The sequence below is a fragment of the Virgibacillus sp. 7505 genome, assembly GCF_002272135.1.
In the GTDB taxonomy this organism is placed as follows: domain Bacteria; phylum Bacillota; class Bacilli; order Bacillales; family Amphibacillaceae; genus Terribacillus.
This window is the reverse complement of record NZ_NPBF01000025.1, coordinates 76010-101180: the sequence shown is the minus strand read 5'-3', so window position 1 is coordinate 101180 and position 25171 is coordinate 76010. Positions and strand designations below refer to the sequence as shown.

Annotated in this window: 28 protein-coding genes; 4 read left to right on the top strand and 24 right to left on the bottom strand. The window is 44.5% G+C overall.

What is annotated here, in order from left to right; all coding sequences use genetic code 11:
* Nucleotides 1-71: 71 nt before the first annotated feature.
* From araA to CHH91_RS10210, 14 genes are all read right to left on the bottom strand, one after another.
* On the bottom strand, nucleotides 72-1544 hold the full coding sequence (gene araA, locus CHH91_RS10275) for an L-arabinose isomerase (RefSeq protein WP_095223351.1): 1473 nt from the start codon (nucleotides 1542-1544) through the stop codon (nucleotides 72-74).
* A 12-nt stretch (nucleotides 1545-1556) separates the two neighbouring features.
* On the bottom strand, nucleotides 1557-3251 hold the full coding sequence (locus CHH91_RS10270) for a ribulokinase (protein ID WP_095223350.1): 1695 nt from the start codon (nucleotides 3249-3251) through the stop codon (nucleotides 1557-1559).
* A 12-nt stretch (nucleotides 3252-3263) separates the two neighbouring features.
* Nucleotides 3264-3962, bottom strand: a complete 699-nt coding sequence (araD, locus tag CHH91_RS10265; protein WP_095223349.1) for an L-ribulose-5-phosphate 4-epimerase — start codon at nucleotides 3960-3962, stop codon at nucleotides 3264-3266.
* 154 nt (nucleotides 3963-4116) lie between these two features.
* Nucleotides 4117-5532, bottom strand: coding sequence for an amidohydrolase (locus CHH91_RS10260; RefSeq protein WP_286160746.1), 1416 nt, complete (start codon nucleotides 5530-5532; stop codon nucleotides 4117-4119).
* Between the two features lie 125 nt (nucleotides 5533-5657).
* Nucleotides 5658-6005 (bottom strand): PTS sugar transporter subunit IIA, encoded by a 348-nt coding sequence (locus tag CHH91_RS10255; protein WP_286160745.1) that lies wholly within the window; start codon nucleotides 6003-6005, stop codon nucleotides 5658-5660.
* Between the two features lie 12 nt (nucleotides 6006-6017).
* The gene (locus tag CHH91_RS10250) at nucleotides 6018-6350 is read right to left on the bottom strand and encodes a PTS sugar transporter subunit IIB (protein WP_095223347.1); all 333 of its coding nucleotides are present in this window, start codon (nucleotides 6348-6350) and stop codon (nucleotides 6018-6020) included.
* A 116-nt stretch (nucleotides 6351-6466) separates the two neighbouring features.
* Entirely contained in the window at nucleotides 6467-7804 is a 1338-nt protein-coding gene (locus CHH91_RS10245) for a PTS sugar transporter subunit IIC (protein ID WP_095223346.1), read from the bottom strand.
* 88 nt (nucleotides 7805-7892) lie between these two features.
* A complete protein-coding gene (locus CHH91_RS10240) occupies nucleotides 7893-9764 on the bottom strand; it encodes a BglG family transcription antiterminator (RefSeq protein ID WP_095223345.1) in 1872 nt (623 codons plus the stop codon).
* Between the two features lie 116 nt (nucleotides 9765-9880).
* A complete protein-coding gene (locus CHH91_RS10235) occupies nucleotides 9881-10468 on the bottom strand; it encodes a type 1 glutamine amidotransferase family protein (protein WP_095223344.1) in 588 nt (195 codons plus the stop codon).
* Nucleotides 10469-10493: 25 nt separating this feature from the next.
* On the bottom strand, nucleotides 10494-10922 hold the full coding sequence (locus CHH91_RS10230) for a GNAT family N-acetyltransferase (RefSeq protein WP_095223343.1): 429 nt from the start codon (nucleotides 10920-10922) through the stop codon (nucleotides 10494-10496).
* 12 nt (nucleotides 10923-10934) lie between these two features.
* Nucleotides 10935-11402, bottom strand: a complete 468-nt coding sequence (locus tag CHH91_RS10225) for a GNAT family N-acetyltransferase (RefSeq protein WP_095223342.1) — start codon at nucleotides 11400-11402, stop codon at nucleotides 10935-10937.
* 100 nt (nucleotides 11403-11502) lie between these two features.
* Nucleotides 11503-12216: an AAA family ATPase gene (locus CHH91_RS10220; protein WP_095223341.1), complete on the bottom strand. Its 714-nt coding sequence runs from the start codon at nucleotides 12214-12216 to the stop codon at nucleotides 11503-11505.
* A gap of 75 nt (nucleotides 12217-12291) precedes the next feature.
* Nucleotides 12292-12693, bottom strand: a complete 402-nt coding sequence (locus CHH91_RS10215) for a YvaD family protein (RefSeq protein WP_095223340.1) — start codon at nucleotides 12691-12693, stop codon at nucleotides 12292-12294.
* Complete coding sequence (locus tag CHH91_RS10210; RefSeq protein ID WP_095223339.1) at nucleotides 12693-13268, bottom strand: TetR/AcrR family transcriptional regulator; 576 nt, start codon at nucleotides 13266-13268, stop codon at nucleotides 12693-12695. The genes CHH91_RS10215 and CHH91_RS10210 overlap by 1 nt, the downstream gene beginning before the upstream one ends.
* Nucleotides 13269-13464: 196 nt before the next feature.
* Here CHH91_RS10210 and CHH91_RS10205 point away from each other — a divergent pair, with 196 nt between their 5' ends.
* Nucleotides 13465-14403 (top strand): ATP-binding protein, encoded by a 939-nt coding sequence (locus tag CHH91_RS10205; protein ID WP_095223338.1) that lies wholly within the window; start codon nucleotides 13465-13467, stop codon nucleotides 14401-14403.
* Nucleotides 14404-14414: 11 nt separating this feature from the next.
* Nucleotides 14415-16106, top strand: coding sequence for a tetratricopeptide repeat protein (locus CHH91_RS10200; protein ID WP_095223337.1), 1692 nt, complete (start codon nucleotides 14415-14417; stop codon nucleotides 16104-16106).
* Nucleotides 16107-16295: 189 nt separating this feature from the next.
* On the opposite strand, the gene CHH91_RS21465 is transcribed toward CHH91_RS10200, so the two are convergent.
* Nucleotides 16296-16382 (bottom strand): putative holin-like toxin, encoded by an 87-nt coding sequence (locus CHH91_RS21465; protein WP_353615322.1) that lies wholly within the window; start codon nucleotides 16380-16382, stop codon nucleotides 16296-16298.
* A gap of 272 nt (nucleotides 16383-16654) precedes the next feature.
* Between CHH91_RS21465 and CHH91_RS10195 the strand changes: the two genes are divergently transcribed.
* Entirely contained in the window at nucleotides 16655-17350 is a 696-nt protein-coding gene (locus CHH91_RS10195; RefSeq protein ID WP_095223336.1) for a FadR/GntR family transcriptional regulator, read from the top strand.
* Between the two features lie 31 nt (nucleotides 17351-17381).
* Here the strand turns inward: CHH91_RS10195 and CHH91_RS20275 are convergent, their stop codons facing one another.
* The 8 genes from CHH91_RS20275 to CHH91_RS10160 all read right to left on the bottom strand — a co-directional run bounded on the left by CHH91_RS20275 (nucleotide 17382) and on the right by CHH91_RS10160 (nucleotide 22790).
* The gene (locus tag CHH91_RS20275; RefSeq protein ID WP_141234151.1) at nucleotides 17382-17525 is read right to left on the bottom strand and encodes a GapA-binding peptide SR1P; all 144 of its coding nucleotides are present in this window, start codon (nucleotides 17523-17525) and stop codon (nucleotides 17382-17384) included.
* A 38-nt stretch (nucleotides 17526-17563) separates the two neighbouring features.
* Nucleotides 17564-18895 carry an MFS transporter gene (locus CHH91_RS10190; RefSeq protein WP_095223335.1) on the bottom strand — a complete coding sequence of 444 codons (1332 nt, stop codon included), beginning with the start codon at nucleotides 18893-18895 and terminating at the stop codon, nucleotides 17564-17566.
* Between the two features lie 56 nt (nucleotides 18896-18951).
* A complete protein-coding gene (locus CHH91_RS10185) occupies nucleotides 18952-19710 on the bottom strand; it encodes an SDR family NAD(P)-dependent oxidoreductase (RefSeq protein WP_095223334.1) in 759 nt (252 codons plus the stop codon).
* A 21-nt stretch (nucleotides 19711-19731) separates the two neighbouring features.
* A complete protein-coding gene (locus tag CHH91_RS10180) occupies nucleotides 19732-20682 on the bottom strand; it encodes a transketolase family protein (protein ID WP_095223333.1) in 951 nt (316 codons plus the stop codon).
* Nucleotides 20679-21515 carry a transketolase gene (locus tag CHH91_RS10175; RefSeq protein ID WP_176465751.1) on the bottom strand — a complete coding sequence of 279 codons (837 nt, stop codon included), beginning with the start codon at nucleotides 21513-21515 and terminating at the stop codon, nucleotides 20679-20681. The genes CHH91_RS10180 and CHH91_RS10175 overlap by 4 nt, the downstream gene beginning before the upstream one ends.
* A gap of 234 nt (nucleotides 21516-21749) precedes the next feature.
* Complete coding sequence (locus CHH91_RS10170) at nucleotides 21750-22190, bottom strand: GNAT family N-acetyltransferase (RefSeq protein WP_095223331.1); 441 nt, start codon at nucleotides 22188-22190, stop codon at nucleotides 21750-21752.
* A 22-nt stretch (nucleotides 22191-22212) separates the two neighbouring features.
* Nucleotides 22213-22362 (bottom strand): hypothetical protein, encoded by a 150-nt coding sequence (locus CHH91_RS21460; protein ID WP_353615321.1) that lies wholly within the window; start codon nucleotides 22360-22362, stop codon nucleotides 22213-22215.
* Nucleotides 22363-22532: 170 nt separating this feature from the next.
* Complete coding sequence (locus CHH91_RS10160) at nucleotides 22533-22790, bottom strand: YesK family protein (RefSeq protein ID WP_095223330.1); 258 nt, start codon at nucleotides 22788-22790, stop codon at nucleotides 22533-22535.
* Between the two features lie 251 nt (nucleotides 22791-23041).
* On the opposite strand from CHH91_RS10160, the gene CHH91_RS10155 reads away from it, so the two are divergent.
* Nucleotides 23042-24478: a PrpR N-terminal domain-containing protein gene (locus CHH91_RS10155; RefSeq protein WP_176465750.1), complete on the top strand. Its 1437-nt coding sequence runs from the start codon at nucleotides 23042-23044 to the stop codon at nucleotides 24476-24478.
* A 46-nt stretch (nucleotides 24479-24524) separates the two neighbouring features.
* Here CHH91_RS10155 and CHH91_RS10150 read toward each other — a convergent pair whose 3' ends face one another.
* Entirely contained in the window at nucleotides 24525-25169 is a 645-nt protein-coding gene (locus CHH91_RS10150; RefSeq protein WP_176465749.1) for an isochorismatase family protein, read from the bottom strand.
* Between the last annotated feature and the right edge of the window lie 2 nt (nucleotides 25170-25171).

Below are 25171 nucleotides of genomic sequence, written 5' to 3'. Positions count from 1 at the left end.
TCGTTTTTTTATAATTAGATATAACAATTGGTTATAATCGATACAAAGAATAAGACCGGCATAAGCCGATCTTATTTCCATAACGCCTGGTTCCACTGCAGTTCTTTCCGGAATTGCTTCAGAACTGTATTATTATCAATCGTCACACATTCGATGCCGACCAATTCCGCAAAGTCCTCCAGCTGTTCTGCTGTCAGTGCAAACGAAAGTGCCGTATGGTGGGCGCCGCCTGCATAGATCCATGCTTCCGTAGCTTCACTTAAGGACGGTTGCGGCTTCCAAAGTACTTTGGCAACCGGCAGATTCGGTGTGTCATTTTGCGATTCGACTGCGTCCACTTTATTGATGATCATACGGAAGCGTCCACCCAGCTCGATGATGGAGACATTGACCGCTTCGCCAGCGATGCCATCGAATACAATTCGGGCCGGATCTTCCTTCCCACCGATGCCAAGCGGATGCACCTGGATGGACGGTCGATTCACTGCCACTGTCGGGCAGACCTCCAGCATATGGGAGCCTAGAATCAGTTCATTGCCTTCTTCTAAATGATATGTGTAATCCTCCATGAAGGACGTTTTCTCATTATTCGCCATCGCCTTCAGCAAGCGTACGAGTGCTGCTGTGCGCCAGTCTCCTTCTCCGGCAAAGCCATAGCCCTGTGCCATCAGATGCTGGACAGCAAGACCCGGGAGCTGCTTCATACCATGCAAATCTTCAAAGTTAGTGCTGAATGCCTGATAGCCACCGCGATCCAAGAAACGCTTTAACGCAACACCAATGCGTGCCTGCTCCCGCACGGAGGCTAGCTGATCTTCTTCTGTCGAGAGATCATAGGCTTCCTTATATGCTCCGAGCAGCTCCTCTACATCTGTATCGGAAACTTCCTTCATTTCGGCAACAAGATCGCCAATACCGTAATAATCGACTGTCCAGCCGAATTTGATCTGTGCTTCGACTTTATCACCGTCTGTAACTGCTACGGTGCGCATATTATCGCCAAAGCGAGCTACTTTGATTTGCTGGCTTTCATTGAATCCGACGGCAGTCGTCATCCAATCTGCAACCCTAGTTTGTACTTCTTTATTGCCCCAATATCCTACAATGACTTTTCTGGCTTTATTAAGGCGTGTTCCCATGAAGCCATACTCGCGATCACCATGAGCGGATTGGTTTAAATTCATAAAGTCCATATCTATCGAATCCCAAGGCACATCACGGTTGTATTGCGTATGCAAATGCAGCAGTGGCTTCTGTAATGTCTTCAATCCGCCGATCCACATCTTTGCAGGTGAAAATGTGTGCATCCAGGTAATCAACCCGGCACATTCCGAATCCGCATTCGCCTCCAGACTTACCCGCTGGATATCAGCCGCATTCGTCAGCACTTCTTTAAACTCGATCGGAAACGGCAGCGATCCTTGTTCATTCAGCTTATTTACCAAATCCTCAGAGTTCCTTTGTACCTGATTGAGCGTTTCTTCTCCGTATAAGTGCTGGCTTCCTGTCACGAACCAAAATACATATGGTTTTACTTGCAGCATGATAGCTCCCCCTTATTTCTGTACTGTTAGTTTTCTTTCAGACTGTGACCGGATCGTTTTCAGACGCTTCATCACATCGTTGGCTCCCCTGCCGAAGTAATCATGCAATGTGTTATATTCCTGATAAATCAGCTCATAGATTTCAACATTTTCCGGTATCGGCTGGATGACTTCTTCCTTCACTCTGGCCATTCTGTCAGCCGCATCAAGGATGCTGTCATATCCGCCTGCTTCTGCACCAGCAGCTACGGCACCGAACATCGCAGCTCCGACAGCTGGCGTTTGTACAGAATCGGCAATATAAATTGGTCGGTTCGTCACATCTGCAAAAATCTGCATGAGCAGCTTATTCTTCTGCGGCAAACCGCCACATGCATACAGCTCCTCAACTGCGACGCCGCTTTGATGAAAAGCGTCTACAATTTTTCGCGTCCCGAATGCCGTTGCTTCGAGTAATGCGCGATATACTTCTTCCGGCTTTGTCGCCAGCGTTAACCCTAGCACCACACCGCTTAATTCTGTGTCAACAAGCACAGAACGGTTGCCATTCATCCAGTCCAGTGCCAGCAGCCCAGTCTCCCCAGGTCGATACGTACTAGCTCGCTCCTCCAGCCATTGATGCACATTTTGTCCGGCAGCTTCCGCCTGACGATGGACATAAGCCGGCACTTGCTCATCGACGAACCAGCCGAAAATATCTCCTACAGCTGACTGCCCAGCTTCATAGCCATAATAACCCTCAATTATCCCATCCTCGACGACACCGCACATCCCTTCGACCGTCCGCTCCTCTGTCCCAAGCAGCATGTGACAAATGGATGTGCCCATTGCCATCACGAGTTTACCTGGAGTTACGACACCCATTGCCGGAACTGCCGCATGAGCATCGACGTTTCCTACTGCAATTGCGATTCCTGGTGATAGATTCATAGAGGCTGCAAATGAGTCTTGGAGTTCTCCAGCTTTTGTTCCGAGCGGATAAACCTCTCCTCGCAGCTTCGTATCAGCCAAATCCCGCATTGCCGGGTGCAGGCTTTCGAAGAAGTCCGCAGTTGGATATCCGTCTTGCTTATGCCAAATTGCTTTATATCCAGCTGTACAGCTATTTCGTTTCAGTTCTCCGGTCAGCTGAGAGATGACCCAATCTGCAGCCTCGATAAATTGATCGGCAGCTTCATATATTTCAGGAGCTTCATCAACAATTTGCCAGATTTTTGGTATCATCCATTCTGAGCTGATTTTTCCGCCGTAGCGAGCAAGGAAGGCCTCTCCACGCTCGCCGGCAATTTCATTCAGCTTATTTGCTTCTTCCTGCGCAGCATGATGCTTCCAAAGCTTCACCCAACTGTGTGGATTGTCACGAAATGCCGGATCAAAGCACAACGGCTCCAGATTCACATCTACCGGTAAAATCGTACAAGCAGTAAAGTCAATCCCGAGTCCGATAACATCTGCCGGATCTACCCCAGCGGCCTGCATCACAGCTGGAACTGATTGTCGCAGTACATCGAGGTAGTCCATCGGGTGCTGCAGTGCCCATTCATAGCCAAGCGCTTTCTCTAAATGCGGCAGTTTCACATCCATTACACCATGACGATATTCCGTCACGTGCTCCGCTATCTCCATCCCATCTTGAAGCCGGACGAGGACTGCTCTGCCGGATTGTGTTCCATAATCAATTCCAATTGAAAATTTGTCCGTACCCATGGAATCTTCCCCCTAATTGGTCTGTCCGTAGTATGCGTCAACGCCGTGTTTTCGTAGATAATGCTTATCCAGCAGATGCTGGTCCATATCCTCCACCTGCTGATCCAGCTGATAGGACAAATGTGCAATCTTTGCCACTTCCTCCAGCACTACAGCGTTATGGACCGCTTCTGCTGGTGTTTTTCCCCAATTGAAAGGCGCATGCTTGTGAACGAGCACACTCGGCACCTGGTTTGGATCAAGCCCCTTCGTCCGGAAAGTCTCGACAATTACATTGCCTGTCTCCAGCTCATAGTCCTGCTGTATTTCTTGTCCGGTCATCGGTCGGGTACAAGGGACAGTTCCGTAGAAGTAGTCCGCATGAGTTGTGCCAAGAGCAGGAACTCCTTTACCAGATTGCGCAAAGGATGTAGCCCACGTAGAATGCGTATGGACGATTCCGCCAATATTTTCGAAATGCTTATACAAAACCAAATGAGTCGCTGTATCCGACGAAGGCTTCATATCACCTTCAACTACTTCGCCGTCCAGATTGACAACTACCATGTCCTTTACCGTCAGCTTCTCATATGCCACACCGCTTGGCTTGATGACAACCAGCCCGGCTTCCCTGTTGATACCGCTTACATTTCCCCACGTAAAAGTTACCAGCTCATGCTTAGGAAGGTCCAAATTCGCTTGAAGCACCTGTTCCTTTAATTCCTCCAGCATCAGGCTCACCTCTTCTTGTACGTATATTTGATTTCATATTGTGATTTTACCTTAATATGTACGTACAATCAATTACTTTTTCTCAACATAAACGTACAAGTTGCATAACTTGCATAAAAAAAGAAGACATTTCCTCGGAAATGCCTTCTTTAGATTATTTTTTTCTTTTTATAGGAGCTGGTTTTGTATCAGACGGTATCAGTGATCTATACGTTTCTCCCTCAAGATTAGCCTGGTGCTCTGCTTTTATTCCTTCAAGCAGCTCTGGCTTTTCCAGCAATTCAACCGCTGATGCTGCTAAAACTTTACCTGTGAACAGCATTCCCTTATGGGCGATGGATGTTTTCCCTTGCGTAACAAGCTGCCAGCTATGGAACGGTGTTGCATAAGCACAAGTGGTGACATAGATCTGACCTGTCGGGACAAGCCAGCTGACGTCACCAACATCTGTCGATCCTTTGAAGAAGCCTGGTACTCGAGGGAAGTCTAGAATACCCTGTGCAATCACTTTATTATCATTTTTCTGTATCACAGCTTTTTCTTCAGCGCTGAATGTTTGCTGTACCTCTTTGGCAAATGCCAATTCCTCTTCCGAATAAGTTGGTGCATCGGTTGCTTCCAAATGCTTATGTATCAGCTTTCCTAGCGTTTCATTTGGAATCAAATCCGCTGAAGCAGCATCGAATTTGATTTCCAATTTGGTACCTGTCATCAAGGCTGCTCCTCTTGCAACGTCTTTGACGCGCTCGAGAATGTCTTCGACCTGACCCATTTTCGGGGCACGGATTTTGTAAAGTACCTCCGCATTTGGCTGAACAACATTGGGACTCATCCCACCAGCATCCGTAATTGCGTAATGCAGCTGCCCTTCTGGAATGATATGCTCCCTAAGGAAGTTGGAACCGATGTTCATCAGCTCTACTGCATCCAATGCACTTCTGCCGAGGTGCGGGCTGAATGCTGCATGACTGCTTGTACCGGTAAAACGGAAATACACTTGGCATGTTGCTAGCATTCTAGCATGATAGACCTGATTTTCATCCCATGGATGCCAAGTCAGTGCCACATCCACATCATTGAAAAGACCTGCTCGGGCCATAAAAGCCTTCCCGCCTCCGCCTTCTTCTGCCGGACAGCCATAATACCGCACTGTTCCTTCCAGCCCGGTTTCTTCCATAAGCTGCTTTACTGCAATCGCAGCAGCCATCGCACCTGTGCCAAGCAGGTTATGTCCGCAGCCATGTCCGTTGCCGCCTTCTTCTATCGGATCCTTTGTTGCGCTGTCTGCCTGCTGGCTCAAACCAGACAATGCATCATACTCGCCTAGGAATGCAATGACAGGCTCCCCGCTTCCGAAGCTAGCAACAAATGCAGTCTCAATCTCACCTGCATTTCGCTCTACTTCAAAACCTTCTTCTTCCAAAGTCATCGCTAGTATTTCCGCAGATTGAACCTCTTCGTATCTCGTCTCCGCAAAATCCCATATTCGATCGCTGACAGCAGTCAGCTTGTTTCTTTTGCCTTCCAGAATTTTCGATATTTCCGTGTACAGATCATGACTTGTTTGCAATAGAGGTTCCTCCTGATAGTGGAATTGTTCACCCCTCATTATAACATTTATAATTCTGAAAATTTAGTCGTTTACTGTAAATGAAGAATAGACTCAACCAATTGGCTTGAGTCTATTGCTTTCTATTATTTTGAGTGTTGATCAATTTTGACCGGAAGTAACTCTGTACACAGTGCCAAAAATTCACTCGCCATTATCTTGATAGTTTCACTCGATAACATCTGATCCTCCGCATGTGCAAGAAGCAGTGAAAATGGCAGCATTTCCCCTGTTGCTTCTCTTTGAATAAAGGAAACATGCACTTTATGAATCTGGTTATATGCTTTATCTCCTGATGCCATTGCAGATTTTGCTCCCTCAAAATCCCTGCTTCTAGCCAATCGCATGGCCTCTACGTAATGACTGCGAGCATCCCCCGCATGGGCGATGATCTGGAAGGCAGCCTGCTGCATTTCTTCTAATGTCTCTTTCACCAGAGCCCCTCCCTATTGTCGCTGACTTGCTAACTGCAGCGCTTTTTCCAATAACTTCTCTCCATCAGCAGTGCCATACAATTTTACATCCATTACATCCACGGGAATACCATATGGTGCTGCTCGTTTTTCTGTCGCTCGTTTAGCAAATCTAACCTGAGGACCTAACATGATGACAACCACTTCATCATGATGTGCCTGCAATTCTTCTTCTATTGCCCCTTCCGGGATAGCATAAATATAATACTCTTGCTCTTCTCCTAAAGCATCTGCTGCCTTTTTCATCTTAGATACAACCATCGATGTTGACATACCTGCTGAGCAGGCTAGTAAAATTCGCTTCATACTGTTACCCCCTATTATTTGTATTCCTTATCTGCACAGTTCAGTAGCCTTGCATGTACTTCAACATGTGCCGTCTGTTTAAATTCGATGAATGACAGTGTAATAAAATTCATTACCTACACTATCTTGGCACTACTTTCATCTTTGTTGCCTTCATCTATTCTGCGGGTGCGATTCGCGATGAAAATGAAAGGCAGGTATATCAAAATGGAAGCAGCTATACAAATCAATTGGGTAACAACCGCTCCCCAGCTGCCGCCTGTAGATAACCATGCATTAATGATCGGCGGCGTTGTCCAAGGAACCATGACGACAGCTTTATCTGCAAATCCGATAAATGTTGCGATATACCCAATTGTACCCGTAATTAACGGAGTAATGATGAATGGAATCGCCAGAATTGGATTAAGCATGACAGGTACACCGAAAATGACAGGCTCATTAATGTTGAACACACCCGGTCCTGCGGATAGCTTTGCAATACTGCGCATCTCCTGCTTTTTCCCGGCAATGAATATCGCAGCTAGAAGTCCAATTGTGACACCGGAGCCTCCGATATTCATGTAAACATCCCAGAAAGGCATCGTGATGATATTCGGTATTTCCTCACCGGCAGCGTAAGCATTCATATTGACTGCTATAGACCCGAGCAAAAGCGGTTCCCGGATCGGCTTGATCATCTGGTTTCCATGGATACCGATCACCCAGAAGAATTGAGCTACGAACATAAGCAGTAAGATTCCTGGTAACCCTTGGATAGCAGACTCCAAGGGACGCTGTATCAGGTTGTAGACTGCTTCATGCAAATAAATTCCTGTCAGACGATGGAAGGCAAACCCGAAGCTGGCAATAATCGTTACCGTGATAATCGATGGAAATAAAGAAGCAAAAGATGTCGTTACATTGGATGGAACACTATCAGGCATCTTAATGGTAAGTTTATCCATCTTGGAAAACCAAGTGAACAGCTCTACAGATATGAGAGCAATGAACATGCCAAGAAAAAGACTTTTCGGATCTGAGAACTCCCTAGCTAATACATTGACCACTTCCTGCAAAGAACCGTCTACCTCCAGAAATACCGTTGTTGGTATGACAGAGATATACGAGATCAAGGCCATTAAGCCTGGGAATAATGATTTGTGACCATTGATTCTCCCAAGCTCTATCCCGATCAGTACCACTGCTGCAATGGTAATGAAGTTCAATGTCGCATAATTTATTGCGCCCATGATTCCTTGTAATTCAGCTAAGAATGAAAACATACTGAAGGCTGCTAAACCAGTCTCTGGATCCAGAATCATATTCTCGACCAGGACTGCAAACGCACCGACAATAATGACTGGCATCAAGGTGACGAATGATTGCTTAATCGCCTTTATGTGCTTCTGATTGGATATGGTATAAGCTACGCTTTCCAAGGCACCTGTAAATTTATCCATTTTCTTGCCCATCTGACTCTCCCCCTTCGCTTATACCAGAGTCTATTATAAAAGCGCTTACATTTACATACATTGTTTTTCCTCATTCATAGGAAAACTATCAGCTTAACAGGGGGAGACAGGCTGCTGAATCCTGTGCTTGTATAAGCTGTTTCACTCTCTGTCTATCTTCGATGAAAACGACCATACTTTCATAAAGCTGCTGCAAACTCTCATTATATTGTTTTGGTATGCAGAAAAGGAATATGACTTGTACTTCGTTTCCTCCCCAATCAATTGACTGCTGCAACGTACAGAGAAGCACCACCGGTTCATCCATGACTGGATAAATAGGATGCGGGACAGCAACGAGATTTTCCTGGAATGTCGGAGCCATCTCTTCTCTTTCCTTTATAAGTGCCAGTAGATTAGATGGGACCGCGAAGCGATTTTCCATTTCCGCAACCAGAAACTGCAAAACATCATCCCGTTTGGTAAAGGTTTGTTGTAAAAAGATATGATCGGCCCGGATATAGGCTGAGAGTGTTTGCTTTCTATCTGTTAGAATACGTTCAATCTGCCCTGCATCAGACTCCCGCAGTAACGTGTGAACGTTAACAATTGGTGTAGAAAGTGTACTCGGCAACGGTACAGTGCTGATTATAAGATCAATATCTTCAAGTGACCTTCTTTGTAAATCTGCAGCACTGCACGTACCTGCAACTTCCATCCTCCCGCTAAATCGGGCTCGCAATTTATAGTACAGGAGCTGCGAACTAGCTATACCAGTTGCACATACGACCAAAGCTCGTTTCTTCACACGCTGACTTCCTTGTCGCTCCATTGCAGCTCCGACATGCAAAGCTAAGTAGCCTAGTTCATCTTGATTAATCGCTACATCTGTAAGTTCCTGCAATTTCTTCCCCATCAATACGCTGGCATCAAACGCTTCTGGATATGCTTGCTTGATCTCTGAAAGCATTGGATTCCGAATCGTGAGTCCGTATTTGAAGCGGTTCAATGCTGGTTTAAGATGCAGAGCAATACCACAGAGCAGCTCGTTATCCTTCGAAAGCGAAAGCTGCATATGGTCATCCACGATACGCAGCAGCTCTGTCGAGATTTCCATGACGTGGGGATCCACTAGCTTCGTAAAATCTTCCACTCCTTTTTCTTCATAAGAAACCGACTTGGCTCCTAGTAAATGCATTGTCATGTATACAATCTCATCTTTTGGCAGGTCTACTCCCAGTACAATCCCAACACTTTCAGCAAGCTTTTCTGCCACTTGGTATTCCTTCGATCGAGTAATAGATTCCTTATCCGATTGGGATATATCTGCAACTAAACCTGCATCTATTCGTTCACTAGCAATCCAAATATGAATTACTAGATTATCCACACCTATATCTGTTACTAATGTATCTTCTTCCTTGAGTACTGAAACTACCAACTCCCGAAGCTCTTGATACCGTTTATCCTTAAGCCCAGGCAAAATGGCATCTGCTTCAAGAAATGAACGATATACATTTCTCAGCTGTCGTTCCGACCCAATGACACGTATCCCATATCTAGGCTTTGTGATAACCTCCAGACCTCTGGATTCCAAATCTTTTTTTAGCACTCTCAGATCATTCTTAACGGTAGATTCACTAACATACAATGTTTCTGCTGCTTCCTCTAATTTCAAGAAGGTCTTCCTTTGCAACAGCAAAAGGGCTAATTTTCCAATACGGTCGGATTGATCCTCCATCTCTTGCGTCTCCAGTTTCATGCGATTAAAGGCTTTAGGATCATACACGATCAGTCTATAACCCTTCCCCCTTTTCGAATCGATGGCTGCTCCGAAACTGGATACCGTCCTAGACAACACGCGCATATCAGCTCTTACTGTTCTCGCTGTAACGCCTAGCATACCTGCAATCTGTTCACCAGTATACTCGTCCACGTGTTCCATTAATTCAAGAATTTCAATCTGTCTTTTTGACAGCAAATTCTATCACCCCTATCTATTAATCCGCTCATACATAACGATTCCGACAATATATTTAACTTATATACCATAGAAAAGAGGCATATTTAGTAAATGCCTCTTCACAGACAAGCGCCCTACTTCGAAAAAGCAATAGACCCTTCTTTAAAAAACCTATACCACGTATCAATCTTCTCGTCTTCCCGAACAGCCAGCAGTTTTAAGATATCTTGCGCAAATTCCAAAGGTGCAGTCCCATTCGCAGTGATCAGGTTCTCGTCCCGGACTGATTGCGCATGAATATAATAGCTATCATTCCTATAATTTGGAGCGCCTTCTTTCAGATTTTCCAGGCTGTTACTCGTATGCTTCCTGCTATCCAAAAAACCATACCTTCCAAGGAAAACAGTTGCATCACAAATGGCTGCCACAGGAATACTGTTTTTAACACAAAGTGCAACCAGCTCTTTTACTGGGACAGTTTCAGGCTGCCTCCATGTGTTTCCGCCAGGCAGGATAAGCATGTGAAAGTCGATAGTCTTTACATCTGCCAAACTATAATCCGGGAGAACCCTGAATCCTCCGATAGATGAAACTGGCTGTCCATCCAGCGTGACGGTCTTTACGTGATACTCTGAATGCGGTGCTTGCAGTTCCGCCGCTACATAGCTTGCTTCCCAATCTGCGTATTGATCGATAAGAAAGATAAGGACTGTTTTTTTCATTCATGCATCCTCTTTTCTACTAGTTTTATACGTCCCTGCTGAGGAACATGAGTCTCTCTACTTCCTTGAATCCAGATCTTTTATAGAAGTTTTCCGCTGGTAACCCACGGTCTGTCAGCAAGGAGATCGTCTCTGCATCTGTCATTCTAATAAGGTGATCCATAAGAGCTTTGCCGACGCCTTTATTCTGCTGGTCAGCTCGTACACACATCTCATTTATAAAGAATTCATCACCAGACCACCATTTCCTTTTTACACCGAAGAGAAATCCAATCACTTCCTCGTTCTCTACCGCAACTAGACCCGTAAAGCCAGGTGTATGATAAAAATCATTCAAATAGGAAAATGCAGATTCTGTAGTCCAAGCTTCCTTCCATGGTGCTTCATTGAAAACTTTCGAATAGGTATCACCGCATGCTTTTACATCCTTCTCTTTACATAACCGTATATCCATACCATTCCCACCTCAAAGTTTCTTCGTCTTCACCATTGATGCTGTCTCGTATCCTAACCGACTATATAAATGCTGTGCACCCGCGTTGTTAGCAAATACATTAAGTGCTATTGCGCCAATCTTTTCTTGCCTCGCTACCTCTTCTAATAGAGTAAGCGCGGCACTGGCGTAGCCCATCTTCCGGAATGCTTCATCTATGTAGATATGAAAAATAAATATCCTGTCCCTTTCTCGCTGAATGTTGTACCAAATGATGCCGACATTCTCTTTCTGCTCTTCACAAAATACGTTACCAATATAATGATCTTTCTTTCTGTTTTCTTCTGTTAATAAATTATGCAGCTGTTTCTCCCCATCCTTGAGAGCTGCTTCTTTTGGGATTCCGAGATTAGCAGATACACTCTCCGCATAGTTGGGAATTTCAAATTCAATATAACGCTGTACTTCTTCTGTATTCATTTCTTTGAAAGTGACTGGCATAAAGCATGCCTCCTAAATTCCATATTTTTCATTTTATTGTACAGGAACAACATATAGAAAAAAAGCCCACCTAAAATTAGGCAGGCTTACGTATTCTTTATCAATCTTGAAACAAATGCTTCAAATACCCTTCCCTATTCTCCAAAAAACCTCTCGTAATCTGATAATGCTCTGTTTCTTCATAATCCACAGACCGAATTCCTTCCTCACTGAAATGCAGGATCTCAGCTCCTGGATAACCAAGCAAGATCGGCGAATGGGTAGCGATGATAAATTGCACTTCTCCTGTTCTCTCTAAATCATGGATGATACGGAGAAAGGTAAGCTGACGCTGCGGCGATAGTGCTGCCTCCGGCTCATCCAGCAGATAAATCGCCCGACCGCCGAAACGGTTTTCAAACAAGGAAAGAAAGGCTTCTCCATGGGATTGATGATGCAGTGATTTTCCTCCGTAGGCATGGATAGATCCTATATCATCAATATGCGAAGCAAAGTGATAGAAGGATTCTGCCCGGAGGAAGAAGCCATTCGTCACCTTCGGCAGCCAGGATAGCCGGATGTGATCGGCAAGTGCTGCTTCGGCTGCTTCCAAATCATATGTATTATTACGTCCTCCACCCGCTGTGTTGAATCCGCATATATCTGCGATTGCTTCCATCAATGTCGATTTGCCGCTGCCGTTCTCCCCGACAAAGAAGGTAACGGCTTTTGTGAAATTAAACTCATCCAGTTGTCGGATAGCCGGTATGGAGAATGGGTAGGTATCAGTATCAAATCTGCCATCGCGCAGCAGCTTTACTCTTTTTAAAAACATGTCTTTCCTCCTTTACTTTAGTGATTGCTCTTATATTAGGGAAAATAACTATGCGTTAGGAAGCACGCGAACTGCTCATTGAACAGCCCTCTTTTCTGATTGTTTCACTAGAGGTACGATGAAAAAGATAGGATAAATCAATAAATAGAGATTCATAATCCACCATGACATATCAAAATCACCATTAAAAGACCAATAGGCAATAGCTTGAAGACCGGAGCAAAAAGTAAGAACCAAGGAAACAAGTGCAATCATTTTCCATTGTTCGGCATTCTTCTCGTACAAATAGAGGCTATAGAGACCTGTAATGGAGATAAGGATATCAAGCGGGAGAAAAGACCAGTTCCAGGCAATGGTTAGGGGATTATTGTAATCCTTGAATGCCCAGCTTTTTGGGATGATATGCAGATAAGTAACTATCCAGTAGATGATGAAGCCAATATCAGTTACGAGAAAAAATGGCTTAAGATATTTCATCAGTCCATTACCTTTCTTCCATCATCAGATAGAACTCCACACAGCAGAATATCAACTAATTCGCTGAATTTCTCCTGCATGTTCATCTGCCTGCTCTGCTCTTGATTCTTGGCGGACATTTCGTTTAAGGCACCTATATATAAATCAATTAGAACCTCTGGCTGTATCGGCCGAATACTTCCTTCGTTAACTCCATCACTTATTATTTTCCTGACAGAATCCCATTCTTCGTTTATGAATTGATCAAGTACTTTCCATTGCTCATAATAATATCGCTTTAAATCTGATAACAGCCTTACATCTAGTACACCATAGCCAACCGGAAGCATCGCCAGCAATCGACGGAGTTTTTCTGCTGTATGTAGCTTTTCGTCTGCCATGACTGTTTGTTCCATTTGTTTTATTTGCTGCATAAGCTGTCTTATTATTTCTTCAACCAAACTAGCCTTGGAATCATAATGCTGGTAAATGGTTCGTTTGCTCGTGCCTAAAATTTGAGCCAGCTCGGAAATCGTAAATGACAAGCCTCTTATTTTTATCAGTTTAATAGTCTCTTCTATAATTCTTTTCTTCATCAGTTCTCCCTCTTGGTACTAAGAATACTTTTATAGTACCAAAGGTTCCTTATCTTTTTCAATTATTTTCCTGTGAGCGGATAGGTCTATTTTCTATATGACTGTAGCACCATTTCTCACCCTTCTTTATGTTTCACATGGAAAAAACAACCACCATCTATTACACTATTGACTAGAGATACAGAGGAGGAGCCTTATGGATAGAGAGATGAAACCAGGCAGAACGAAGACCATCATGTACGATAATGAAAAGAAAAAGATGGTTGAAATTGATCAGCGTTTGGAGACGTTTGAGGATGTTGGTGGTTTGGAGGATGTGAAAAAGAAGATCCGGACCGATTTTATCATGCCAATCCAAAACCCTGAGATTTTCGAGGCTTTCGGGAAGAAAGCAGGCGGCAGCTTGCTCTTTTATGGCCCGCCAGGATGTGGGAAAACTTTCTTGGCACGGACGGTAGCCGGAGAAATAAACGCCAATTTCATCCATTTGGACATTCAAGCGATCCTGTCCAAATGGATGGGTGAATCGGAGCAGAATTTGCATGAGTTGTTTGAGGATGCCAGAAGACAGACGCCTTGTGTGCTGTTCATCGATGAACTGGATGCGCTTGGCGGAAACCGCCAGAAAGTGAGCCATCACAGCCGCACTCTTGTGAATCAGCTTCTAGTGGAAATGGACGGTTCCATGTCAAACAACGATGGAGTCTATATTATAGGCGCAACGAATACACCTTGGTACTTGGATCCTGCACTTCGTCGTCCTGGACGGTTCGATTCCCTCATCTTCCTTCCTCCGCCAGATTTAGAGGAACGGAAAGCAATCCTTTCGATCAAGACGAAAGGCAAGCCAGCAGAGGCACTGCAGCTTGACTTGGTTGCTAAATATACCGAGCATTTTTCAGGAGCAGATCTGGAATATCTCGTAAAAGATGCTGTCGATTCGGCGATTACACGTTCTTTTGAAACAGGTGCCATCCAGCCAATGACAAATGAAGACTTATTGCATGCACTGGAAAAGCGAAAAGCAACAACGCTAGAATGGTTCTCCACTGCAAAAAGCTATGCCAAATTCAGTGATGCCAATCAGGAATATCAGGACGTGCTGGATTATATTTACCAGCACAATGTGAAGTAAGGAAGGATACGATGTCACTATACGAACCTAGCTCAAACGAAGTAATGCTGCTCGGACATTATATTAAGCAAGGCGAATATGTCCGGGCTGAAGAGCTTGCGGAGGATGCTATCCGTGAAAACCCGGAAGCTCCCCGAGGCTATTTTTTACTTGGTCTTTATCATCATTTCATCAATCAGCAGGATGAAGCACTAGTTTGGTGGGACAAGGCCTTAGCCTTAGCACCGACAAATGAGGATGTGCTTTCCACATATACACATTATCTTTTCTTTAGCGGGATTAATCCCGACAAATGGCGGGAATTGGTGTTTACAGGAATAAAGCATTATCCTGATAACTCCTACTTTCATTACCAGTATGCGCAAGCCCACCTGAATAAAGATCATGAAATATCCCTTGCAGCATATGAAGAAGCCATTCGGCTTGATCCGCAGCAAGAGGACTATTTGGCCAACTATAGCATGCTCCTGTATCACTTAGGCAGAAAAAAAGAAGCTGAAAAATATGAACAGCTGGCCCTGAGCATCAATCCAGAGCATGTCCAGCATCTGCTTCGGTTTGCTGAGATAGCCTTCAATCACAGAAAGTACAAAAAGGCGCAAATGCTGATGGACGAAGCGATACGGCTTGCACCTGATAATGAAGAAGTACGACAGGCATACGCACGTATCCACCCGACAAGGAATATAGTTGTCCGGACGAAGAATGACTTGGATTACTTTGCACTCATCCTTCCTGGAAAATGGATTTGGAAAGCCTTCAAGGAAAAAGTGAATATCTTCTGGATCCTGCTGTTTCTTTTCTTTATAGAAAGCACAGTTCTTTACTTACTCTTAGGGCCTTCTTCGCTTATTTTGATTGGTGCCTATGCTGCTTCTTTCTATATAACACATCGAATCAAACGATCTATGCTGGAAAAGAGCGGCATCACAGATAAAGAAGAGACTCTCATGAAGGAGCAGACAGAGAAAAATCAGAAAGCTGCTATCCAAGAAATGCGAGCAGCTATTGCTTCCGCTGCTCAACCCGAAAATAATGATCCTAGTTTGACACAGGAAGAGCTTGAACAGCAGCTCGCGAAAATGTGGCAGACAGAGAATATCTCTGCGGTTAAGGCTCGCATGGAAGATAAAGAAACAGAAGATACTACGGATAAGAAACCACTGGCACCATTCAGACCTGCACCACCGCAGGAATACAGCCAGTGGCCATTCTTTGTAATGTTTGCAGCAGTTCTTATTCTCTTCGGCGTCCGCTCCCTGCCCATGTTTGATAATGGGCCCGAGCCTGTTGCTGCGGATACCGACTTGCAGGAATCCATTCAGGAAGCAAAGCCAGAGGACTTTACCTTTGATACAGAGGCCAACGACGACGTTGTACAGCATTTTATCGACCTTCTGAAGGAAGATGCAACGGAAGAGCAGCTGACAGAGCTTGTTTCCAGTGACTACTCTAGCACCATCCTGGATAATATGGACTCACCTTTTATACAAGCTATTGCAGCTGCTGAAATCACGAAAGAAATAGAGCCTTATAAAGGTCTTCCTATCACGTATGCACTCGTTACGAACGAACAAGAAGATGTGCAGGCGATCATTGGCGTAACCAGCGGCACTGTATCGAATATATACGCTGAGGGCTGGAGCACATCAGAAGCAGACCTGGCCAAGCTTGACGAACTGATGACAGAAATGGAGAAGTAACAGCTTTTACTCCAATAGTCACATGACAATCCCTTCCAATTGCGTTACTATAATATTTGTGCACAGAAAAAGACCGTCCGGTGCTGCCAACACCAATCGGTCTGTCCAGTAATAGCATGATTCCCTAGGGGATCTGCGCGAAAAAGAGGTAACATAACCACCCTTCTCGAGCTGCCAACTCAAGGGTGGTTATTTTTTCTCGTTCTTCTGCGACAAGATCGCAACAATCAACGTTCCAAATCCGATCATCAACCTCAACGCCTCAGCCACCGTCATCCGCTACACCACCCTCCGTTAAAGGAAAGAGTAATGCGCAAACCACCCTTGAGTCACCTATGCTATTGTCCTACCATTATATCAGAGGTCAAAGGCCGAACATACGTTACTATAGTCCATATTTTTCCAAAATGATGTAGGACTTAAATAACTTTTCTGCATTAATCTCAAATGAGGCGATTTCCTGCACACTGTAGCTCACTCCTCTTTTGCCGGAACGCCCGCAAAGCATTATAATTTAAGTAGGAACTTCTATAACGAGGTGGGTCATCATGAACTTTAATCCAGTAACAAACAAACGCTTATACATACAGATTTATGAACAAATTGTTGAGCAGATGAAATCCGGTGCTTTCAAGATTGGCGATAAGCTTCCTTCAGAACGAGAGCTGTGTGAGCAATTCGGCGTAAGCAGAGCTCCGGTGCGCCAAGCAATGAGTGCATTGGAAATGAACGGATTCACATATTCCAGACAAGGCGAGGGTGTTTTCATAAAATCTTTGCCGGCAGATGAAATCTATTCCCCTGCTTTCTTATCCAATGTTTCTCCAGAGGACATCGTGGAAGCTCGGATGAACATTGAACCGCTCATCGTTCGATTCGCTGCCTTGCGCGCGACGGATGAAGATTTGAAAGAGCTGAACGAAACAATCAAGCAAATGGAGAAGGAAACGAATGAAGGCATATACGCTCCGGAGACGGATGAACGGTTGCATAACGGTATCGCAAAAGCATCCCATAATGACCTCTACATCCAATTCATGGCGACTATCAGCAGCGCCATGAAGCAGCAGCAAATGTGGACCTTCATCCGCGATCGCACAGTAACAAGACCTGATTTCCGCGGCGTGAACTTCCATGAGCATAAGAACTTAATCGAAGCAATTGAGGATCATGATGAGGAAAAAGCAGAGGCCTTAATGAAGCTTCACATGGATAACCTATATGAACGCTATTGGAAAGTATAAAAGGAGTCAGCAGCTGCTGACTCCTTTTTCTTTATTCCGCTGCTCCTTTATCCTCTCGGCATTCCAGACATACACCGTATAATACACGTCCGCCTTCCGGGCTGTCTGTCACATCAATCACATCATCGCAATCCTGACAAATAATCGTTTGCTTCGAATTCAATTTTTCTTCCATTTTCTTCGCCTCCGATTGATTTTTTTGTCATGCTTTTATTAGCTTGATTTACCGAGTTTCTTTTCAGCAATCCGGGACACTGCTTTTCCGGACTGCTTCACTAGGAATATTATGATTAGCGAGCTTAGAATCATGCTGATTCCGAGGAAAATCATACTCATTGTGAATGAACCAGTTGTATCACGGATATATCCAACTGCATAAGGGCCGAAGAATCCGCCAAGATTCCCGATACTGTTGATCAAAGCAATCGCCCCGGCTGCTGCTGATTCTGTTAGGAAGGATGGAGGTATTGCCCAGAACGGAGAATATGCTCCAAAGGCTCCGCACAGCGCTATTGTCAGCAGTACGAACGATAGTATGATATTCGATTCAGCCACATAGCTGCTCGCAATCATAGCGATTGCACTCGTTGTTAAACAAGCAGCCACATGCCAGCGTCTTTCATTCTTTTTGTCTGAATGGTTTCCTACTAAGATCATTGCCACCATGGCGATAGCATACATCAAACCTAGAAGCCACCCTAGCCCCTGCGTGCTTATCGACAAGGACTCCGACATAGACTCTGTCACGGTCGGGAGGAACATATTGATGCCGTAGTAGCCGAACATCCAGCAGAAGTAGCCTGCAGAAAGAATAAGGACATCTCGATCTTTCAATGCTTGCGCAAATGTGTAATGCTTTACTTGCTGCTTCGCTTCTTTTTCCTTCTGCGTCACATCCAGCAGCCAGTTCTTCTCTTCTGGCTTCAGCCATTTCACATCTTCCAGACGATCATCCAAATAGAAGAAGCAAATGATTCCCAGAATAAGAGCTGGAACCGCTTCCAAAATAAACAACCATTGCCAGCCTGCAAGGTTCAACCACTCAATCTGCATCAAGAATGTAGATAATGGCGCCCCAACCGCATTGGCTCCAGGTATCGCCAGCATAAAGGCTGCGATCGCCTTCGCGTGATGCTTCGATTGGAAGAAGCCACTCAAATAATACACCATACATGGATAGAAACTTGCTTCTGCTACCCCTAATAGGAATCTAGCAGTATAAAACTGCCATGGTTCCTGTACAAATGCCATCAGGATCGCGATAATTGCCCATGAGATCATAATTCGACTGATCCAGCGCCGCGCTCCAATCCTGGTCATGATTGCACTTCCTGGTACCTCCAGCAGGAAGTAACCTAAGAAGAATATACCCGCTCCAAGGCCGTAGACGGCATTCGAGAAGCCAAGATCTTCATTCATCTGTAAAGCTGCAAAACTGATGTTCACTCGATCGAGGATCGAGATAAAGAAACAGAGAAACAGAAACGGTATCAGACGTAATGTAACTTTCCGGGTAGTGGATTTCTCAAGCATGTGCTGCTCCAAGTTTATTCCTCCAATCATTTAGATGCAGGAGGGGCCAGTGGCCCGCCCTAAATTAATTAGTCCATATGCGAGCCACCATTGATATCGATTTCTTCCCCAGTAATATAGGAGGATTCTTCTGATGCAAGAAATGCAACTGCAGAAGCGATTTCCTTCGTCTCCCCTGGTCTGCCAAGCGGAATACCAGAGATGACTTGCAAAGCATCTTCCTGCGGCAGAGATTTCCAGATATCAGTATTGACTAATCCAGGAGCAACACAGTTAACGGTGATGCCGTCCAGTCCCACTTCCCGTGCAAGGTTTTTGGAGAATCCAAGTACAGCTGCTTTGGATGCGGAGTAATGCGCTCCTCCGAACACACCGCCGCCGCGCTTAGCGGAAACAGACGATAAACTGACGATGCGGCCGAATTTCTGCTCGCGCATCGGCGCTAATACAGCTTGCGTACATAGGAACAGACCGAACATATTGACGTTGAAGACCTTCGTGATGTCCTCGATTGTCATTTCTTCAACTGTGACTTTTTGCGAGATACCGGCATTGTTAACAAGAATATCGATACGCCCGAAGGCATCCAGCGTTTTTTCTACCATTGCATCAACAGATACTTTATCTGTCACATTGACTTCGACTCCCAAAGCTGTTCCGCCTGCTTCCGTTATGACAGCCACAGTCTCTTCAATGCCTTCCTTATTCATATCGGCAATAACTACTTTTGCACCTTGCTCAGCCAATGTCAGCGCGATAGTCCGGCCGATTCCTTTTGCAGATCCACTACCTGTTACGATTGCGACTCGATCATCCAATTTGAACATGTTCTCCAGACTCCTATGCTATTAGTTTGTTAGTAATTTGTTTGCTGTTGCTACTATGTTTTCTACCGTGATTCCGTTGATTTCCAGCAGCTTCTCATAAGGTGCAGATTCACCGAATCTATCTTGCACACCGATTCTTGCCAGCTGTCCCTTCCCTGCTTCAGCTATAACTTCAGCTACAGCACTGCCAAGGCCATTCAAGATATTGTGATCTTCGACGGTAATGATTCTTCCGATATCCAGGCAATCTTTGACTGCTTCTACATCAAGTGGCTTGATGGTATGCATATCAAGCAGCTTGACGGAAACACCATTTTGCTCCAGCTGCTCAGCCGCTTCAATAGCTAGACGCACCGTATCACCATTTGCGATGATGGCAATATCTTCGCCGTCACGAAGCTGTTTTGCTTTGCCGATTTCGAACGTCTCGTTTTCGTCATAAATCAATGGTACTGCATCCCGTGTGAAACGAAGGTAAACCGGACCATACATGGCAGCTGCTTCGGCGATCAATTTGCGAGTGGAATGATAATCCGCGCCCATGATGACCGTCATATTCGGGAAGGATCGCATGACGCCCATGTCCTCGATTGCCTGGTGACTTCCCCCATCATTACCTGGTGTCAGACCACCGTGGGAGCAAGCGATTTTCACATTCAAGTTCGGATAGCATACTTCCTGACGAATTTGCTCTGCCATGCGAAGAGATCCGAATACCGCGTACGTACTGATGAAAGGAATCTTTCCTGTTGTCGCAAGCCCAGCTGCGATACCCGCTCCATTCTGTTCTGCGATCCCGACATTGATATGCTGCATCGGGAATTTTTCAATGAATTTATCTGTTTTACAGGATTTCCCGATATCGATATCCACGACATAAATATCTTTATTTGACTCACCCAAACGGACAATTTCGTCTCCAAATGCAGCTCTTGTCGCTTTTTTCTCGACGGCTTTTTTTGTCACACTCATACTGGCAAGCCTCCTTCTAGTTCCTTGATCGCTAACTCAAATTCTTCTTTGTTCGGTGCTGTACCATGCCATGCAGCTTGGTCCTCCATATAAGAGACGCCTTTTCCTTTAACGGTATCGCAGACAATGCACTTCGGCTTGCCGTTCTTCCGCTTCGCAAAAGTATCCAATGTCTCTACGATTTGTTCCATGCTGTGTCCATCAATACGTGTCGTATCAAAACCGAATGCATCGAATTTCTTTTCCAGATCGAGTAGCGGCATAACGTCCTCACAGAAACCATCAATTTGCAGACGGTTGTTATCCACGAATACGATCAAGTTATCCAGCTTGTATTTGACTGCAGCTTGGATTGCTTCCCAAATCTGTCCTTCCTGACATTCTCCGTCACCTACCATCGCAAATACACGATAGTCTTTCTCATCACGCTGCCCTGCAATTGCCATTCCGACCGCGCAGGATAAGCCTTGGCCTAATGACCCTGTTGATATATCAATTCCGGGACATTTTTTCATATCCGGATGACCTTGGAAAGGTGAACCATACTGGCGCAAAGTGTATACGCTTTCATTTGGAACAAAGCCTCGCAACGCTAAAGCTGCATATTGTATTGGGGCAACATGCCCTTTTGATAAGACGAATCGATCTCGATCTTCCCATTTCGGATTGGCCGGATCTACATTCATCTCCCTGAAATATAAAGCAGAAATAACATCCGCAGCCGACAAGGAACCTCCCGGGTGTCCAGATTGTGCTTCATACACCATCGTGACTGCTGTTTTGCGTAATTCAATCGCATGCTGTTTCAACTGTTCAACACTTGTTTGCTGCATATGCCACACTCCTGTTCCTAAGTGATCCTCTTGTAAACTCATATACTTGTATACTTGTATTACAAGTGGTGTTGGAATCATCATAACTCCATTTTTAAATGATGTCCAGTATAAATGTTAAATTAATGCAAAAGCCCAGTTGATATTGTTTCAAATTCACATGACAATACAAAAAAACACAATTCTCTACACAGAATTGTGTTTAAAACCAACATATTATCGCTGTAAGAGTATTCATACCAACTGTTTCACCATCACCAGCTCTTCCCACAAGATTTCCCCAGTCATACGGAATCCTGCGTTTTCATAGATCTTCTTTGCAGCAAGATTATCTGGCACAATGCTTGTATAGAAAGAAATAGGCCCGTATCTGATTTTAATTAGATCGAATAGCGTCACAAGTGCAGCTGTCCCATAGCCCTTTCCTTGATACTGCTTGTCAAGCATGAAACGGCACAGTTCCACGCGCTTCGTTTCCTGATCCGTTCCGAACATCAGAAAACCAACTAGCATATCATCCGCATATATACCATGTGGATACCACTGCTTCTCATAAGCGGCCTGCGCAAGCGACACCGCATTTTCAGCTACATTCTGTTTCTGTTCCTCACTTACTGTCAGCTTCACGCAAGCATGCCAGTTATCCGCATCAATAGCTCTTAATATCATTCCCATTACAGAGTGCTCCCTTCTGTGCTTATTGGTAAATCTCTGTCGACGTGATCCATTTCATAAACGGCTTATAAGGATAATATGTCGTTCCGTCCAATACTACTTTCGGCGCATTAGGATTCTTATTGAGTAAGTCCGCTACTTCTGCTTTGCTCAAATTTAAATATGTATGCAAATCTTTCTCTTTAATTAAGGTGGGATATTCCTCAAACTGAAAACCAGAACCGGGATTTTAAAAATTCTTCAATCCATCCCCGATGAAATAACCAAGCACTGCTATTCCCAGTCCAATCCAAAAGAAATCTATTTCCATGTAATCCACTCCTTTATTCCTTCACAAGACTTTTATTCGCTCCCTAAAAAACCAAAGAAACTAACAACAATTAATGCAGCTGCCGAAGAAATTAACAGGCCGATGCTGCTAACTGTCATTCCCATTCCACTGAAACCGCCAATTGTAAAGCTAGCTATCAGTAATACAATACTTATTAGCGTAAAAGCAAAAGGAATGATGTACATAAGTGGCGGCTTCTTATTTTTAAAGAATAAAGAAATGCCGATAATAAGTGCTGTGAAAAGAATGATCATAATCCAAAACTCCATCGTGATTCCTCCTTTGCAATCCGTGATATGTACACCTTTCCTTTCATTCAGGCTAACCTTCCCTTTTTACCGATTTGGAAAGCGTGATCTAAGATGTACTACGAATCTCATTACCAAAAGTTTCTATTTATTTACATCCCTATAAATTTTCTTGTTAACTAACATGACAGAAGCTTTGTAACCCATTTCGCGACATGCTATATTTTTTAGAAATTAAAGACGGCTACTACAAAGGTGAAGGAGTGTATGCAGTGCCATCAAAAGTCCTGATTCTCAGTCATCCGAAGCTGACAAATGTTGTACAGCAGGTTATGGATAATACAGAGCAATTGCCGGATGTGACAATCCGTGATGTCCATTTTGGTCATGTTGTGGATTACTTGAACGATCATCTGCATACGATCCGGCCGCAGATGATCATTACTGGCGGAGCACATTGGACGATGCTGGATAAAAGTGTTTATCAATCAGCGCTGCCTATCCTTCAGATTCCCATTACACGGTACGATGTGCTGCAGGCTGCCTTGCAAGCCCGCCAATTTGGCAGGCTCATTGCTGTGATTCATTATGGAGAGGATTTGCAGAGTTATCAGGATGTTGTACAGCATCTGGATGGGGAATATTTGTTTTTTGCGTACAGCTCCAAGCATGATGCAGCCGCATTGCTTGCATCACTCAAACAAGCCGGCATTGATGCTATCATTGGCAGCGGCTTTATTTGCACCCTCGCTGATCAATTAGAGATACCTTCCGTTTTTCTTCATTCGAAAGATTCTATCATAAAAATATTGGAGCATGTGGCCCGCTTGGAGTCCTCTCAAATGGAGATAGAACAGGTTACTAGAAAATGGGCGCAGGAATTCATGCGTCACCCACTTGATGCATATGAATCTACTTCGTTATCAGGTTCACCATGGATACGCCAACCCATTCAATCTCATAAAAGCAGCAAAAGTCAACTTGCGCTTGATGATTTTCTATATCCATTGAAAGTACCAGCTTATTGTAAGGAAAATCCCTATCTATCCATAGGCGTCCTGGAGAGTAAAGAAGGAATTGGACATTTAACTTCCTCCCTGGATCAACTGGAAGCTGACTGTGGAGAAAATCTTGTTTACTCTATCCGAAAGAAGCGAGCTCATGTGCTATTTTTTTCCACGGACTCAAACCAAATAGGAGAACGATTAAAATTTCTCAAAGCTATACCTGATCTTATGGCTGGTATCAGCTCCGAAACATCCTGGACTGAAGATCCAGCTGATAAAATACGGGAAGCACAGATTGCACTGGAGCTTGCCAAGCATTCCAATTCACCCGAAACTATCTGCCTTCTAGACCATAACAGTCCGTATCACATGCTGCTGCCACTTGTACGTAGGGAATCCGTTCCAGAAATAAAACTGCTTCTCCCGCTTTTCGGACATCGTAATACAGCCAAGCTGCTGGAAGTGTTGCGACTGCTGCTGGATCACGGTTTATCTGTTACTACAGTTGCAAACCATTTAGGTGTATCCAGACAAACTGTGTATGGTCATCTGGAACGAATAGAGGCATTGGTTGGCTTACTGACTGATCCTGAAAAACGCTTCGCTCTTTCGCTTGAGCTGCGTGTCCAGGAGCTGAAAACAGCTGTAGAAAATTTGGGCAGCATGCAGAAGAACGCATATATTTACCCTATTAGTATGTAAGTAAATAAAAAAAACACATCTCTTTCATAGAGATGTGTTTTTTCACTTATGTTGTTATTGGCGCAGCTTTCAACGCCGTCAAATAATCCACTACCTGCTGCTTCGGCAGCACATCGGCATATCGTGCATCCACATCAAACAAATTCGCATCATGTGATTCCTTTGCTTGATCTCCGACACACTCCTCCGGCACAATCGTTTTGAATCCATAGGAAAACGCGTCAATGATCGTTGCCCGTACACAACCGCTTGTCGTGCAGCCTGTGACAATGACGGTATCCACTTGCTTTGTCGTCAGCAGCGACAGCACCTCTGTACCGAAGAATGCCGATGGATACTTTTTCAACACAATTGGCTCTCCTGTAACTGGTTCTACTTCCGGACTTACTTCGGCTGCATGTGACCCGATAGAAATCCAGCTGATATCTGTTTTCCAATTTCCTGTATCCCACTTATCATCCCTGTAGCCGACGACTGTATAGATAACTGGAATGTCCTTCTTGCGGGCTAACTCAAGGAGCTCCGCTGTTTCAGTCACAGCCTGCTTAATAAGGGGACTTTTTCCCGTCGGATATTCACTATTCGTAAATGCATGCTGAAAATCGACTAGTAAAAGTGCCGGCTTCTCTCCGAACCCTACTTGCTTCTGACCATAACCTGCTTGCTGATAGACTGACAGTTTATCCGCCATAT